A 15,172-nucleotide genomic window follows, 5' to 3' on the forward strand; every position below is an offset into this window, starting at 1 on the left:
CCGCCATGTCCGGTCCCGCTACCGGCCCCAATGTTGGCATCGTCGCCCGCGCCGACGGCATCGTCAAAGATTTCGGCGGTGAGAAGCCGGCGCTCGGCGGTGTCGACATCCTCGTCGCCTCCGGCAAGGTGACGGGGCTTGTCGGGCCGGATGGGGCGGGCAAGACGACGCTCATCCGCATCCTCGCCGGCCTGATGACGCCCAAGCAAGGCACGGTCGATATTCTCGGCGCGGCCCCAGCGCAGCGGCTCGACTCGATCGGTTACATGCCGCAGCGCTTCGGCCTTTACGAAGACCTCACCGTTCGCGAGAATCTGGTTCTCTATGCCGAGTTGCGCGGGCTGTCGAAGGACGCTCAGGAGCCGGTGTTCAAGCGGCTGCTGGAGTTCACCGATCTCGCCCGTTTCCAGCGCCGCCCGGCCGGCAAGCTTTCCGGCGGCATGAAGCAGAAGCTCGGCCTCGCCTGCGCGCTCGTCTCGACGCCGCCTTTGCTGTTGCTCGACGAGCCGGGCGTCGGCGTCGATCCGATCAGCCGCCGCGAGCTCTGGGCCATGGTCGCCGAGCTGACCAGGGAAGGCATCGGCGTACTCTGGTCGACCGCCTATCTGGACGAGGCGGAGCTGTGCGACAGCGTCTATCTGCTGAGCGAGGGCGAACTGCTCTTCTCCGGACCGCCGGCCGACCTTACGGGCGCGATTGCCGACCGCGTCATCAGCGTCACCGGCTTTGCCGATCGCCGTCGCCTCGCTCTCACCAGGGCGCTGGACCGCGATGACGTCATCGACGGCACGCTGCAGGGCCGCGCCATCCGCCTGCTGATCGGCGCGGGGCACCCGGTCCCCGATGCCGCCGCGCTGGATCTCGGCCCCGAGACGAAGGTCGCCCCCGCCCCCGCCCGGTTCGAGGACGGCTTCATCGAGAAGCTCGGCGGCGGACCGGACGGCACGAGCGTGCTGGCGGCGAGCTATCGCGAGATCCCGCCGAGCGATGCGCCAGCCATCGAGGCCAGGGCTCTCACGAGGCGGTTCGGAGAGTTCGTAGCCGCACGCGACGTCAGCTTCACCGTACCGCGCGGCCAGACCTTCGGCCTGCTCGGCCCCAATGGCGCGGGCAAGTCCACCACGTTCAAGATGCTGTGCGGCCTGCTCACGCCGACCAGCGGCAGCGGATCGGTCGCGGGGTTCGATCTGCGCCACTCGGCCGCGCAGGCGCGTGGCGCGCTCGGCTATATGGCGCAGAAATTCTCGCTCTATGGCGATCTCTCGGTCGGGCAGAATCTGGATTTCTTTGCAGGCGCCTATGACCTCTCCGGCAGCGATGCGCGCGAGGCGATCGAGCGCGTCACCGAGATTTTCGAGCTCGGCACCCATTTCAGGCGCAATGCCGGCACCTTGCCGCTCGGCTTCAAGCAGCGTCTCGCGCTCGCCTGCGCGGTCATGCACCAGCCGAGCGTCTTGTTCCTCGACGAGCCGACCTCGGGCGTCGATCCGGTCATGCGCCGCGAATTCTGGACGCATATCAATGGCCTGGTGCGCCGGGGCGTCACCGTGCTGGTCACCACCCACTTCATGGATGAAGCGGAATATTGCGACCAGGTGACGCTCATCTACCGCTCGCAGCAGATCGCCAGCGGTCCGCCGGATGCGCTCAAAGCGCGGGCGGGGGAACTGACCGGCGCGGCCGACCCCACGATGGAAGATGCGTTCATCGCGCTCATCGAGGCATCGGATGCCGATCGCGAAGAGGCGGAAGCGGCATGAGCGACGAAGCCCTCCCCATCGAGGCCGCGCAGCCGCAGGGCACGCCGATTCGCCGCCTGCTCGCGCTCATGGCCAAGGAATATGCGCAGATCCGGCGCGATCCCTCGACCTTCGTCATCGCCTTCGCGATGCCGATGCTGCTGCTGTTCCTGTTCGGCTATGCGGTCTCGCTCGATCCGCGCGCGACGAAGATCGCGCTCGTCGTGCAGGACGAGAGCGCGGAAGCGGCACGACTGACGCAGGCCTATGCGCGCTCGCCCTATTTCCATGTGCGGGTGCTGCGTTCCGTGCAGCCGGCGCGCGACCTCATGATGAAGGACGAGATACGCGGCTTCATCGTCCTGCCGCCGGACTTCGGCGTGGCCATGGCCAGGGGCAGGCCAAGGCCGATCCAGGTCGTGACCGACGGGACGCAGCCCAATCAGGCGACCTTCATCTCCTCCTATGCCGAAGGCGTGCGTGCCAACTGGGCGATGAGCGAGATGGAGGCGCGAGGACTGAGGAACATCGGCCCTCCGATCGACGTCTCGCAGCGCGTCTGGTTCAATCCCGGCCTGCAAAGCCGCTTCTTCCTGGTGCCCGGCTCGATCGCGATCGTCATGACGATGATCGGCACCTTGCTGACCGCGCTGGTGGTCGCGCGCGAGTGGGAGCGCGGCACGATGGAAGCGCTGATGGCGACGCCGATGCGCATGACCGAGTTCATCGCCTCCAAGGTACTGCCCTATTTCCTGCTCGGCCTTGCCTCCATGGCGCTCTGCACGTTGATCGCGGTCGTCATGTTCGGCCTGCCCTTCCGCGGCTCGATCCTCGCGCTGCTGCTGATCGCCTCGGCCTTTCTGCTGCCGGCGCTCGGCCTCGGCCTGTTCATCTCGGCCACCACCAAGAACCAGTTCGTGGCGAGCCAGATGGCGCTATTCGCCTCCTTCCTCCCGACCTTCCTGCTCTCCGGCTTCATCTTCGAGATCGCGTCCATGCCCTGGCCGATCCAGGCGCTGACCTATGCGGTGCCGGCGCGCTATCTCATCCCGGCGCTGCAGACCGTGTTCATGGCGGGCGACGTCTGGGCGATCATCCTGCCCAATGTCGGCATCATGCTGCTGTTCGGCTTCTTCTTCTTCTTCCTGTGCTTCCGCGCGACCCGGCGGAGCCTCGACGCATGACCCGCTTTAACCCGACGCGCCTGCGTGCGATGATCGTCAAGGAGATCTGGGCGCTGTTGCGTGATCCCAAGTCGCGCATGGTGCTGATCCTGCCGCCTCTGGTGCAGCTCCTCATCTTCACCTTCGCGACCACGCTCGACGTCAAGAATGTCGATATCGGGCTGATCGATCGCTCCGGCGGCGCGCATGCGCAGGAGCTGGTACAGCGCATCCAGGGCAGCCCGCAGTTCCGCGACGTGATCGCCTTGCCGTCGCTGCGCGCGATGGAAGAAGCGATTGACGAACAGCGCGTGATCGCCGCACTCATCATCGAGAGCGATTTCGACCAGACGATCGCGCGCGGCGAGATCGCGCGGGTCGGGCTGGTGCTGGACGGGCGCCGCTCCAATGCCGCGCAGATCCTCGCCGGCTATGTGAACGGCATCGCCATGGGCTACGGCGCCGAGCTGCGCCCGGAGATGGCGCGGCGCTCGGGCGGGAGCGAGGTCACCCACTGGTATAATCCCAGCCTCGACTTCAAATGGTTCACCCTGCCCTCGCTGGTCGCGATCATCGTCTCGGTCGCGGGCCTCGCCATCACCTCGCAGGCGGTGGCGCGCGAGCGGGAGCTCGGTACGTTCGACCAGCTCATGGTCTCGCCGATGCGGGTGCACGAGATCCTGATCGGCATGATGGTGCCGCCGATGCTGGTCGGCATGTTCAACGGCGTGCTGTTCCTCGTCGTCGCGAAATTCGCGTTCGGCGTGCCGTTCACCGGCTCCTTCCTGCTATTCCTGCTGGCGATGTTCATCTATCAGCTCGCGCTGATCGGCATGGGGCTGCTCGTCTCCTCGCTGTCGATGACGCAGCAGCAAGCCTTTCTCGGCTCCTTCGTGGTGACGATCCCGCTCATGCTGCTGTCGGGCTATGCCGCGCCGATCGACAATATGCCGGACTGGCTGCAGGTCGTCACTTATGCGGACCCGATCCGCTATTTCCTCATCATCGTGCAGGGCCTCTTCCTGAAGGCCATGCCGGCATCCGTCGTCTTCCACCAGCTCTGGCCCATGGCGATCATCGCGGTGATCTCGCTCGTCGCGGCCGCCTGGCTGTTCCGTGCCCGTATGGAGTGATGCTCATGACCGCTCGTCGTTTTTCCGCCCTTGGCGCCGCCTTGCTGCTCTCGGCCTGCGTGCAGGGGCCGGATTATAAGGCGCCCGAGCCGCGCATCGCCGACGCCTGGGTGGCGCAGGCCGGTGCCGGGCAGGTGACGGACGCGCCTTGGTGGCAAGATCTGGGCGATCCGATGCTCGGCAGCCTGATCGACGAGATGCTGGCCACCAATCCCTCGCTGCGCGAGGCGCAGGCAAGGCTGGCCGAGGCGCGGGCCAATCGCGATGCCGTGCGCGGCGGGCGGCTCCCGCAGGCGTCGGTCAGCGCCACGGGCAGCGAGAATGTACTGAGCAAGAACGGCCAGTTGCCAATCGGCTCGATTCCAGGCTTCGCGCGCGACTTCTCCCTGTTCGATTTCGGCTTTGATGCGAGCTGGGAAGTCGATCTTTGGGGCAAGCGCGTGCGCGAGAATGAGGCGGCGGATGCCCGGTTGCAATCGGCGAGTCTGTCGGTCGAGGGTGTGCGTCTGCAGCTCATTGCCGAGCTGGCCCGCGCCTATGTCGATCTGCGCCAGGCGCAGGCTGAGCTGGGCCTCGCGAGCGACGTCCTCGCGGCGCGCCAGCGGCTCGCCGATCTGACCGACCTGCGCGCCAAGGCCGGAGAAGCGAGCGCGATCGAGGCGAACCGCGCCTATGGCGACCTCGAATCGGCGCGTGTGGCGCAGAGCGGCGCGCAGGCGGCGGTGCGGGGCGCCGCACTCTCGGTCGCCGTGCTGGTCGGCAAGGCGCCGTCGGAGATGCTCGCGCGCCTCGAGGCGCCGGGCGCTCTCCCCGAGCCGCCGGCTGCCATCGCTGCCGGTCTTCCCGCCGATCTGCTGCGCCGCCGGCCGGACATTTTGGGCGCCGAACGCGATCTGGCGGCGGCAACGGCCGATATCGGCGTGGCCAGGGCGGATTTGTTGCCCCGCCTGTCGCTCAGCCTGGCACTCGGCCAGCAGGCGCGGGCGCTGGGCGATCTGGTCGATGGGGACAGCACGCGGCTTCAGGCCGGTGGCGGCCTGTTCTGGCCGATCTTCAACGGCGGCCGGGCACGAGCCCTCGTGCGCGCTGCGGATGCGCGCGCGCAGGGTGCTGCCGCGCGCTACGATGCCGCCGTGATCGGCGCGCTGGCGGACAGCGAAGCTGCGATCAACCGCTTCGATCGCAGTCTTGTCGCGCTGGCAGCGGCACGCGCCGCCGCCGTGCGGGAACGGGCAGCCTATGGACTGGCGGAGCAGCGGGCGCGGCGCGGCGAGGACGATCAGCTCGTCCTGGCCCAGGGCCGTCTCGCGTCCCTCGCCGCCGCGCGTCAGGAAATGCAGGCCCTGGCTTCCGCTACGGAAGCCTCGATTGCCCTCCACAAGGCTCTCGGCGGCGGCTGGCGACCCGAGTCGCGGCTCGCCGGTGCCGTCGAGGATGCCCGCTCGTCGGGGCGCTCCGATGCCGGATCGAGCGCCCGCTGATTTTACATTTCTGTGACAAGAAACGCGAAGGCAGGATTCCCACCGATTCGCGCTGAATGCGCTTGATGCAAGGCCATTAAACCGAGAAGATAATAGCGTTATAACAATGCTTTATGACGTTAACAAACCTATGTCTCGGGAATCCTTGGTCAAGTCATTTATTTCATATTTTTGACAGGGTGCGCCCTTGATCGGGGGGCGCGGCACTGTCAGTACTTTCCATCCGGCGAGGCCCGAATCGCGGCCCCGTCACAGCGAACGAGATCGGGCATTGAGCATGAGAACGCGCTTCTCATGAAGGGTCGGTCATGCCCGTCGCAAGGGGAGTTCAAGGCAGTCTGGCGGACGAAGAAGAATAGAGGGGTCGTGGCACGGAACATGGGGCAGCAAGTGGGCCAGCAACGATATGACGATACGATGGAGCGGACAGACCCGATGCCATCCGAGCAACAGCCGGATCGCGTTGCGCTTGAGCGCAACTGGGATGAGATTCGCTCGGGCTTGCGCCGCGCCGTCGGCGTGCGCGTATTCGATCAATGGATCAGGCCGCTACGGCTGGGCACGTTCTGCGCGCTGTCCGGCACGCTCGATCTGGAAGCGCCGTCGGAATTTTCGGCGAGCTATGTGTCGAGCAATTTCGCCTCGCGCCTGAGCCTTGCCTGGCGCGCGGCGGCACTGGACGTGCGCGATGTTCGCGTCGTGCGTGCCAGCGGTGCCGCCGAGAGCGTGACCATCGCGCCGGTCATCGCCGCGCCGCATGCGCCGGAGATGCGTCCCCGCGAGACGGGCGGGCGCGCACCGCGCTTCGAGCCGCGCCATGATTTCGCGAGCTTCATGACGGACGAGAGCAATGTGCTTGCCTGCTCGGCGGCCAAGGCGATGGCTGGCGTCGTGACGCCACGGTTCAATCCGCTGTTCCTCCACGGACCGACCGGCTTCGGCAAGACGCATCTGCTGCACGCCATTGCCCGCGCCTATGGCGAGGGTCAGGGCCGCGACACGGCAGAGGGTACGATCCTCTACATGTCGGCCGAGCGCTTCATGAACGAGTTTGTGGCGGCGATCCGGGTCAATGACACGTTCGCGTTCAAGGCACGGCTGCGCGCGGCGCGGATGCTGCTGATCGACGACATCCAGTTCATTGCGGGCAAGGGGCCGACGCAGGAGGAATTCCTGCACACGCTGAACGATCTGATCGATTCCGGTGCGCGCATTGCGATCACGGCGGATCGTCCGCCGCAGCAGCTCGGCGCCGTCGATCCGCGCATCCTCTCGCGCCTGTCGGGCGGGCTGGTCGCCGACATCCAGCCGGCGAGCCTCGACCTGCGGCTCAAGATCCTTGCCGCGCGCCGCGAAGCCGTGGCGCCGATCAGCGTGCCGGACGATGTGGTCACCTTGCTGGCGCGGTCGATCCGCACCAGCATCCGCGAGCTCGAGGGCGCCTTCAACAAGCTGGTCGCTTATGCGCAGCTCGTCGACAAGGCGATTACCGTCGATCTGGCCCAGTCGATGCTGGCCGAGGCGCTGCGCGCCAGCAACCGCCGCATCACCATCGACGAGATCCAGAAGGTCTGCGCCGCGCATTATCGCATCGACGCCTCGGAGATGCGCTCGCATCGCCGGGCGCGGGCCGTGGCAAGGCCGCGCCAGGTCGCCATGTATCTTGCGAAGAAGCTGACGCCGCGCTCCTTGCCGGAGATCGGCCGGGTATTCGGCGGGCGGGACCATTCGACCGTGATCCACGCCGTGCGCACGATCGAAGCGATGCGCCTCGACAATCCGGACATGGACGCGGACATCCGCGCCCTGCAGAAGCAGCTGGAAGGCTGACGCGCGCGCCCGGCGTTCTTGGGAACGCGGGGCCGCAGCGAAGCTTCCGGAAGCAGAAAACCCTCGCCCGGGGGAGCGAGGGTTTTCGTTTGTCCGGTCCTTATCGAAAGTCTTGACCCCCGGCACGATGGGGACTGTTGGGTGCCGGGGGTCATCGGATGGCGAAGGTGGACCAGTACCCGCGCCGACCGAAGCTCGTTTGCCTGGCTGCGCTTAGCGCAGGAGGCTCAGCACGCCCTGCTGGCTCTGGTTCGCCTGGGCGAGCATCGCCGTCGAAGCCTGCGAGAGGATCTGATTCTTGGCGAGCGCCGTCGATTCCGTCGAGAAATCGGCATCCTCGATCCGCGAACGGGCGTCCGACAGGTTCGTGATGGTCGTGTTCAGGTTGTTGACCGTCGCTTCGAGGCGGCTCTGCTGACCACCGAGGGTGGCACGAGCCGACGAAACGGTGTCGAGCGCGGTGTCGATCAGAGCGAGAGCAGCCGTGGCGCCCGAACCGTCCGCGTCGGCGAAGGTCGCCATCGAGCCGAGGCCCAGGCCCGCCAGCGTCATCGAAGCGGTCGAGACGTCGACGGTCTCGCCCGAATTGTTGCCGACCTGAACACTCGTCGTCGTCGCGGCCGAGCCGTTCAGCAGCGAGATGCCGTTGAAGCTGGTGCGCGAAGCAATGTTGGTGACCTGGGTCTTGAGCTCGGCGACTTCCGCCTGGATCGAGGTACGGTCATTCGTGCTGACGGTGCCCGAGGAAGCCTGAACGGCCAGCTCGCGCATACGCTGCAGAATGTTCGAGACTTCGCCCATGGCGCCTTCGGCGACCTGCGTCAGCGACATGCCGTCGTTGGCGTTGCGGACGGCGGCGGTGAGGCCGCGGATTTCGGAGGTCATCTTGGTGGCGATGGCGAGGCCGGCGGCGTCGTCCTTCGCGGAGTTGATGCGCTTGCCCGAGGAGAGACGCTCCATGGCAACCGAGAGACCCATATTGGCCTTGGTGCCGGCGTTCTGGGCGCGAATGGCAGAGACGTTGGACGCAATAACAGACATCGGAATTTTCCTTTCCCGCTTTGAGCGAGGGCGCGTGCCCCAAACGGTGGTTGCGGCCTCGAAGCACCAGAACGGTCGATCTCGGAGCATTTTTAAGGGGCACCGCAAAAAGTTTCTTCGGGGCGGCATTTTTTCGGCCCGCCTCGCGCGCGGGTTCCTTCTTGTGCGATGGGGGCAGGTCGCCGGACGCAGGGCAAAACCTCTGCTTTTCCGGGCGATTTCATCAGCCGGCCGCCCCTGCATCGACCCCGGCAGAAACTTGCCGCCGTCCGGCAACCGATCGCCGTGCTTAACCAGATGATAAGCAATTCCGGTCAGATTGCCTTCATCGAAAGAGGGTTCCGCTCGGGGGAGTAGGGCCCGCCATATTGGGGACTGACGCATGTTGCCTGTCGACATGAGCCAGCGCGTTCACCGGCTGTTGCCGGACCTGGGCGCATGGCTTGACACTGCCTGCTACACCGTTCGTATCGGCCCCGCCGATGCGCCGCGCGGCAAGACCACGCAGCGCATCCTCCTTGCCGAGGAAATCGCGCACGCAACCTGCCGGGACATCCTGATCGAGTGGCGCGAAGGCGCCCCGCGCCTCATGCCCGCCGCCGACGGCTTCCCCGCGCGCATCGCCTTCGGTCCTGAAGATGCCACCATGGCCTATGCGCTTATCGCCGAGCTGCTACGCCCCGCCCGCATGCCCGCGGTCGGCGATGACGCCAGCGCGATGCTCATGCGTCTCGCCGCCCGCATCGCCGCGAGCGACGCGACCGTGCTCGTCCAGGGCGAAACCGGCACCGGCAAGGAAGGCATCGCACGCTTCCTGCACGACAACAGCCCGCGCGCCGAGAAGGATTTCATCGCGGTCAATTGCGCCGCCCTGCCCGAGACGATGATGGAAGCGATGCTCTTCGGTCACAAGAAGGGCAGCTTCACCGGTGCTGGCGCCTCGTCCGACGGTCTGTTCCTCGCCGCCAATGGCGGCACCCTGTTCCTCGACGAGATTGCCGAGCTGCCGCTGGCGCTGCAGGCCAAGCTCCTGCGCGCCTTGCAGGAAGGTGAAGTGCTTCCCGTCGGTGCCACGCATCCGGTGCCGGTCAACGTCCGCGTCATCGCCGCCTGCAACCGCGATCTGGCGATCGAGGCGGAGGCCGGCCGGTTCCGGGCGGACCTTTACTGGCGCCTCAATGTCATGCCGCTGCACCTGCGCCCGCTCGCCGAGCGCGCCGGCGACATCATGGCGATCACGGCTGCCTTCCTCCTGCGTCACCAGGGCCAGGCCCAGGGCATGGCCGCGCTGACCGGCTTCGCCTGGCCGACCACGGCCGCGATGGCGCGCCTCGCGGTCCATGCCTGGCCGGGCAATGCCCGCGAGCTAGGCAATGTGCTCCAGCGCGCGATCGTGCTGCGCGAGGGTGACCGCATCGAGACCGGCGATCTCAGCATCGCCGGCGCATCCGCGCCGGTGAGCATGCCCGAGCCGCAGGCGCCTGCCCGGCTGCAGGATGTGGCGCGCGCCTCCGCGATGGACGCGATCCGTGCCGCGCTGCGCGACACCGGCGGGCATCGCGCCCGCGCTGCCCGCCTGCTCGGCATTTCCGAGCGTACCCTTCGCTATCGTCTCGCGGAAATGCGTGACCTGGCGATGGCCGGCTGAGCGCGGGAGCAGAGACGATGGCCATTTCCGTCGATAATGTGCTGGCGCTCCGTCAGGCCATTCTCCAGCGCAACAGCGCGCTTCAGGACGTTTCCAAGGGCGTCGCGTCCGGCACGGCCGGCGCGGCCGGCTCTCCCGCCGCCGGCGGCAGCGCATCCGACTTCACCGATGCGCTGCGCAGCGCGATCGGCGAGGTCAACAATCTTCAGGCAAAGTCCGGCGAGGCCGCGGCCGCGTTCGAGCGTGGCGAGACCACCGACATTGCCGCCGTGATGCTTGCCAAGCAGCAGGCATCGATCGGCTTCGAGACGACCCTTCAGGTCCGCAACAAACTGCTGTCCGCCTACAAGGACATCATGAGCATGCCGGTGTAAGACAAGATGAGCGATGCAAACATCACGACCACGACGGGCGGCCAGGCCGCAGTTCAATCGGGCCTGCCGACGCTGGCGGGACGGGGCCTCGGCGGCGGGACGGACGGCCTCAGGTTGCGCTTGACCGGCTTCCTGTCCCAGCCCGCCGTGCAGCGCGCCCTGCCCATGGCCGGCCTCATCGGGGTGACCGCGCTGGCCGGCATTGCCTGGCTCACGCTGCGCGAACCGCCCCAGCGCGACCTGTTTCGCGGCTTGCCCGATGCCGATCAGGCGGCGGTAGCCGATGTGCTTACCAAGAGCGGCATCCAGTATGACTTCGACAAGTCGAGCGGCGCGATCACCGTCTCAGAAAACGACTACTTCAACGCCAAGATGAAGCTGGCCGGCGAAGGCCTGCCCAAGAGCGCGCCGGATGGCGACACGCTGCTCAACACCATGCCGATGGGCGCCAGCCGCGCCGTCGAAGGCGAAAAGCTGCGCACGGCACGCGAGATGGACCTCGCAAGGACGGTCGAGCAGATCGATGCCGTCAACAAGGCGCGCGTCCACCTCGCGGTCGAGCCGCCCAGCATATTCGTGCGCGAGCGGAGCCGGCCCACGGCGTCGGTGATGCTTCAACTCGCCAATGGTCGCGCCCTCTCCCAGCAGCAGGTCGAGGCGATCGTGCATCTGGTTGCATCGTCCGTGCCCGAGATGACACCGGAATCGGTGTCGGTGGTCGATCAGAACGGCCGTCTGCTCAGCCAGAATGCGGGCGGCGAGACCGACCGGCAGATCGAGATCCAGACGCGCATCGAGGATCGCTATCGCCAGGCGGTGACCGCGCTGCTGACGCCGATCGTCGGCGCCGGCAAATTTTCCACTGAAGTACATGCCGAGGTCAACTTCGCGGAGCGCCAGGCGACTCGCGAGACCTATCCGCAGGACGAAGCGCGGCTGCGCGCCGAAGAGGGAAGCTGGAACACGGACGCGCAGGGTCAGGCCGCCGGCGCGACCGCCGGTGGCGTGCCCGGCGCCCTCCAGGCGGCACCGCCGGTCAACCTCGCCAATCCGGGGGCCCCGCCGCCGACCGCCGCGCAGGCTGCGCAGGGCACGGCCGCTGCCACGCCCGCCGCGCCCGGCATGCCGCCGTTCAAGACGGCGGAGACCTTCAACCGCAGCTTCGAGCTGGGCCGCGAAGTCTCGGTGACGCGCGATGCCGTCGGCACCGTCAAGCGCCTGTCGATCGCCGTCGCGCTCGACAACGGGGCGGATGGCAAGGCGCGTACCCCACAGGAAATCGCCGCGCTTGAAGCGCTCGTGAAGGGCGCCATCGGCTTCGATCAGGCGCGCGGCGACGTGGTCGCCCTGTCCGGCCGCAAGTTCGCCGATGCCGCTGTCGATCCGGCCGCCGCCACACCCTGGTACGAGGCGAGCTGGGTCTCGCTGCTGGCGCGCAACGTCTCGGCGCTGCTCGTGACGCTGGTCCTGCTGCTCGGCATCGGCCGCCCGCTGCTCAAGCGCTGGGCGAATTCCAGGGCGGAAACCGCCGCCGCGCCGCCGAGCCCGGAAGTGGCGAAGCAGCTCGGCACCGAGATCCAGGCCGAGCTCGGCCGTGCGGCCGTCGCCGATCCGGACAAGCGCGTGACCATCGACATGATCAGCTCGACGCACGATTATACCGACCGCGCTGCCCTCATCCGCAACTTCGTGAAGCAGGACCCGGACCGCGCCGCGCTGGTCGTGCGCGATCTCCTCAAGGACGGAGCCAAGGCAGATGGCTGAGGCCGATCCCAAGCCGCTTTCCGGCAGCGCCGCCGCAGCCGTGCTCCTGATGCTCTTCGACGAGGACGAGGCAGCGCAGATCCTCTCGCGTCTCGAGCCCGAGGAAGTCCGCCAGCTCGGCTATGCCATGTATGACGTGGCCGATGTCGAGGTCGATGAAGTCAATGCCGCCCTTGATCGGTTCGTCGGCAAGGCCAAGGGCCGCACGACCATCGGCTATGGCGCGAGCCAGCATATCCGCGGCGCGATGACGAAGGCGCTCGGCCCGGAACGCGCCGACAACATGCTCTCGCGGATCACGCCGCCGACCCGCTCGACCAAGCTTTCCATGCTCAAATGGATGGAGCCGGTCGAGATCGCGGGCATCATCGAGCTGGAGCATCCGCAGATCATGGCGATCGTGCTCGCGCATCTGGATGCCGCGGCGGCTGCGTCCGTGCTGCAGCTGCTCCCTCCGGAGATGCAGGACGATGTGGTCTATCGCGTCGCTACACTGGGTCCGGTCAGCGCCGAGGCGCTCGACGATCTCGAGCAGCTGATCAACAGCCGCTCGGGCCAGCGCGCCATAGCGGGCGGCGTGACGAAGCGTGGTGGCACGAGCGAAGCCGCCGCCATCATGAACAATATCCGCAAGGACCATGAGCTACGCATCATGAAGGCGCTGAACAAGCGCGACAAGGTCGTCTCCGCCTCGATCGAGGAAGAGATGTTCATTTTCGAGAACCTGCTGGAACTCAGCGACAAGGATCTCGGCACGGTCATGCGCTCGATCGACAGCAGCGTGCTGGTCGTGGCGCTCAAGGGCGCGAGCGACATGTTGCGCACCAAGATCCTCGGCTGCATGTCGCAGCGCGCCGCCCAGTCCATCGCGGACGAGATGGAGGAGCGCGGCCCGATGCGTCTCGCGGAAGTTCTGGAAGCGCAGAAGCAGGTCATCGCCGAGGCCCGCCGCATGGGCGAAGAAGGCACGATCATGCTCGGCGGCAAGGGCGACGACTATGTCTAGGATCTGGTCGGGCGAAAAGATCGGCGCTGCCGAGCCGATTTCGGGCTGGGGTGCATTCGGCAGTGTCGGCCAGAATGGCCGGGGCTTCCGTAGCCTCTACAGCGAGGACCAGGGCAGCCGCGCCTGGAATGTGACTCATCCCGGTCAGCCGACGCATGCGCCGGGGACGCTTGACCCGATCGATCCGATCGAGCAGGCGGCCCAGGAGGCGTTCGTCCAGGGCTTTCAGGAAGGCGAGCGCGTGGCGCGCGAGGCCGCCGAGCTCGACAATGCCATACGCACCGAGCTCGCCCAGGCGATCGCCCTGCTGGCGCAGGGCGGTGAAGGCACGCTGGCGACCATGTTGTCGCAGGCCGTCATCCGACTGGTGACGCAGATCATGGGCGAAGTGCCGATCGACGAGCATCTGCTCACCGAGCGCTGTCAGGCGGTTGCGGCCTGCATCGAGAGCGATGATGCGCGCACCGTGCTCGAAGTCAGCCCAGACGATCTGCCGTTGCTCGAAATGGAGCAGGTCGGCGTCGCTCTGGCCGCCAATCCCGATCTGCCGCGCGGCTCCGTGCGGCTCGCCACCAGCGAAGGCTGGGTCGAGGACGGCCCGGACGTGCGGCTCGATCGGCTCCGCGCCCTCATGGACGACATGGAGGGTCGCATATGATGCAGGCCCATGTCGCACAGGCGGCGAAGCTTCTCGACCATATGCAGGTCACGAATCAGGCGCCGCGCCATGTCGGCCGCCTCGTGGGCCATGATGCGGGCATGCTGGAAGTCACCGGCTTCTCCCGGCCGATCGGCGCCGGCGCGCGGATTCGCGCGGCCGACGGACATTCCATCCGCGCCGAGGTCGTCGGGTTTCGCGGCAGCCGCGCGATCCTCGTGCCGCTGGATCAGGACGCGCCGCTCGAAAACGGCGCCCGCGTCGAGCCGGACAGCGCCGCGAACATGGTGCAGGTCGGCGATGGCCTCATCGGCCGCGTGGTGGATGCCATGGGCCAGCCGCTCGACCGCAAGGGGCCAGTTCTCGCCAATGGACAATGGCCGCTCAACGGCGTTCGCGGTAACGTTTTGGACAAGGGCCGGGTGCTGAAGCGCTTCGATCTCGGCGTGCGCGCCGTCAATGCGCTGCTGACCGCCGGGCGTGGTCAACGCATCGCCATCATGGCGGGCTCGGGCGTCGGCAAGTCGGTGCTGATGGGTCAGATGATCATGGGCGCGGAAGCGGACATCGTCGTCGTGGGCCTGATCGGCGAACGCGGTCGCGAGGTCAGCGACTTCCTCGAGATCAAGCTCAAGGGCCAGATGCACAAGAGCGTCGTGGTCGCCGTGCCGGCCGATCATCCGCCGGTGCTGCGCCTGCGCGCGGCAGCCCGTGCGACGGCGATCGCAGAATATTTCCGGGCGCGCGGCAAGAATGTGCTACTGCTCATCGACTCGCTTACGCGCTGCGCCCATGCCCAGCGCGAGATCGGCCTGTCGCTCGGCGAGCCGCCCGCGATGAAGGGCTACCCACCTTCGGCCCTCGCCTTCATTCCGCGCCTGTGCGAGCGTGCCGGCGTCGATACGCGCTCGGGCGGCTCGATCACGGCGATCTACACGGTGCTCGCCGACGGCGACGACAACGACGACCCCATCGTCGATACGGCGCGCGCCATTGTCGATGGGCATATCGTCCTCTCACGCCAGCTCTCGGAGCAGAGCATCTTCCCGGCGATCGACATCGGCCGCTCGCTCTCGCGCGTCATGGCGGACATCGTCGACGACGAGCATCTGGCGGCGGCATCCACCTACCGTCGCCTCTGGGCCGCCTATGAGGAAAATCGCGATCTCATCCTGATGGGCGCCTATCGCCCGGGCAACGATCCGATCATCGACGAAGCCGTGCAGCGGCGCCAGCAGCTGCTCGACTTCCTGCGCCAGAGCAGCAAATCGACGATCGACGGCGACGCCAGCGCCGCCGCTCTCGTCGCGGAGTTCGGCGCATGAGCCGGCTCAT

Annotated in this window: 12 protein-coding genes; 11 read left to right on the forward strand and 1 reads right to left on the reverse strand. The window is 67.1% G+C overall.

Annotation, left to right across the window (positions count from 1 at the left end):
* The first annotated feature begins 5 nt into the window (after window positions 1-5).
* The 5 genes from KM135_RS07540 (at window position 6) to dnaA (ending at window position 7,346) form a co-directional block, all read left to right on the forward strand.
* Window positions 6-1,760, forward strand: coding sequence for an ATP-binding cassette domain-containing protein (locus KM135_RS07540; RefSeq protein ID WP_221713372.1), 1,755 nt, complete (start codon window positions 6-8; stop codon window positions 1,758-1,760).
* Entirely contained in the window at window positions 1,757-2,923 is a 1,167-nt protein-coding gene (locus KM135_RS07545; RefSeq protein ID WP_221713373.1) for an ABC transporter permease, read from the forward strand. The genes KM135_RS07540 and KM135_RS07545 overlap by 4 nt, the downstream gene beginning before the upstream one ends.
* Complete coding sequence (locus KM135_RS07550; protein ID WP_221713374.1) at window positions 2,920-4,035, forward strand: ABC transporter permease; 1,116 nt, start codon at window positions 2,920-2,922, stop codon at window positions 4,033-4,035. The genes KM135_RS07545 and KM135_RS07550 overlap by 4 nt, the downstream gene beginning before the upstream one ends.
* A gap of 5 nt (window positions 4,036-4,040) precedes the next feature.
* On the forward strand, window positions 4,041-5,516 hold the full coding sequence (locus KM135_RS07555; RefSeq protein ID WP_246605810.1) for an efflux transporter outer membrane subunit: 1,476 nt from the start codon (window positions 4,041-4,043) through the stop codon (window positions 5,514-5,516).
* Between the two features lie 435 nt (window positions 5,517-5,951).
* Window positions 5,952-7,346, forward strand: a complete 1,395-nt coding sequence (dnaA, locus tag KM135_RS07560) for a chromosomal replication initiator protein DnaA (RefSeq protein WP_246605811.1) — start codon at window positions 5,952-5,954, stop codon at window positions 7,344-7,346.
* 213 nt (window positions 7,347-7,559) lie between these two features.
* Here dnaA and KM135_RS07565 read toward each other — a convergent pair whose 3' ends face one another.
* Window positions 7,560-8,387 carry a flagellin N-terminal helical domain-containing protein gene (locus KM135_RS07565; RefSeq protein WP_221713376.1) on the reverse strand — a complete coding sequence of 276 codons (828 nt, stop codon included), beginning with the start codon at window positions 8,385-8,387 and terminating at the stop codon, window positions 7,560-7,562.
* 382 nt (window positions 8,388-8,769) lie between these two features.
* Here KM135_RS07565 and KM135_RS07570 point away from each other — a divergent pair, with 382 nt between their 5' ends.
* From KM135_RS07570 to KM135_RS07595, 6 genes are read left to right on the forward strand one after another with little or no spacing between them, the layout of a single operon-like run.
* Window positions 8,770-10,035 (forward strand): sigma-54 interaction domain-containing protein, encoded by a 1,266-nt coding sequence (locus KM135_RS07570; RefSeq protein ID WP_221713377.1) that lies wholly within the window; start codon window positions 8,770-8,772, stop codon window positions 10,033-10,035.
* 17 nt (window positions 10,036-10,052) lie between these two features.
* Entirely contained in the window at window positions 10,053-10,409 is a 357-nt protein-coding gene (gene fliE / locus KM135_RS07575) for a flagellar hook-basal body complex protein FliE (protein WP_221713378.1), read from the forward strand.
* A 6-nt stretch (window positions 10,410-10,415) separates the two neighbouring features.
* On the forward strand, window positions 10,416-12,173 hold the full coding sequence (gene fliF / locus KM135_RS07580) for a flagellar basal-body MS-ring/collar protein FliF (RefSeq protein ID WP_221713379.1): 1,758 nt from the start codon (window positions 10,416-10,418) through the stop codon (window positions 12,171-12,173).
* Entirely contained in the window at window positions 12,166-13,179 is a 1,014-nt protein-coding gene (fliG, locus tag KM135_RS07585; protein WP_221713380.1) for a flagellar motor switch protein FliG, read from the forward strand. The genes fliF and fliG overlap by 8 nt, the downstream gene beginning before the upstream one ends.
* The gene (locus tag KM135_RS07590; RefSeq protein ID WP_221713381.1) at window positions 13,172-13,837 is read left to right on the forward strand and encodes a FliH/SctL family protein; all 666 of its coding nucleotides are present in this window, start codon (window positions 13,172-13,174) and stop codon (window positions 13,835-13,837) included. The genes fliG and KM135_RS07590 overlap by 8 nt, the downstream gene beginning before the upstream one ends.
* Entirely contained in the window at window positions 13,834-15,162 is a 1,329-nt protein-coding gene (locus KM135_RS07595) for a FliI/YscN family ATPase (RefSeq protein WP_221713382.1), read from the forward strand. Before KM135_RS07590 ends, KM135_RS07595 begins: the two co-directional genes overlap by 4 nt.
* The last annotated feature ends 10 nt before the right edge of the window (window positions 15,163-15,172 follow it).

It is taken from the genome of Sphingobium xanthum (genome assembly GCF_019737615.1).
GTDB classification, from domain to species: domain Bacteria; phylum Pseudomonadota; class Alphaproteobacteria; order Sphingomonadales; family Sphingomonadaceae; genus Sphingobium; species Sphingobium xanthum.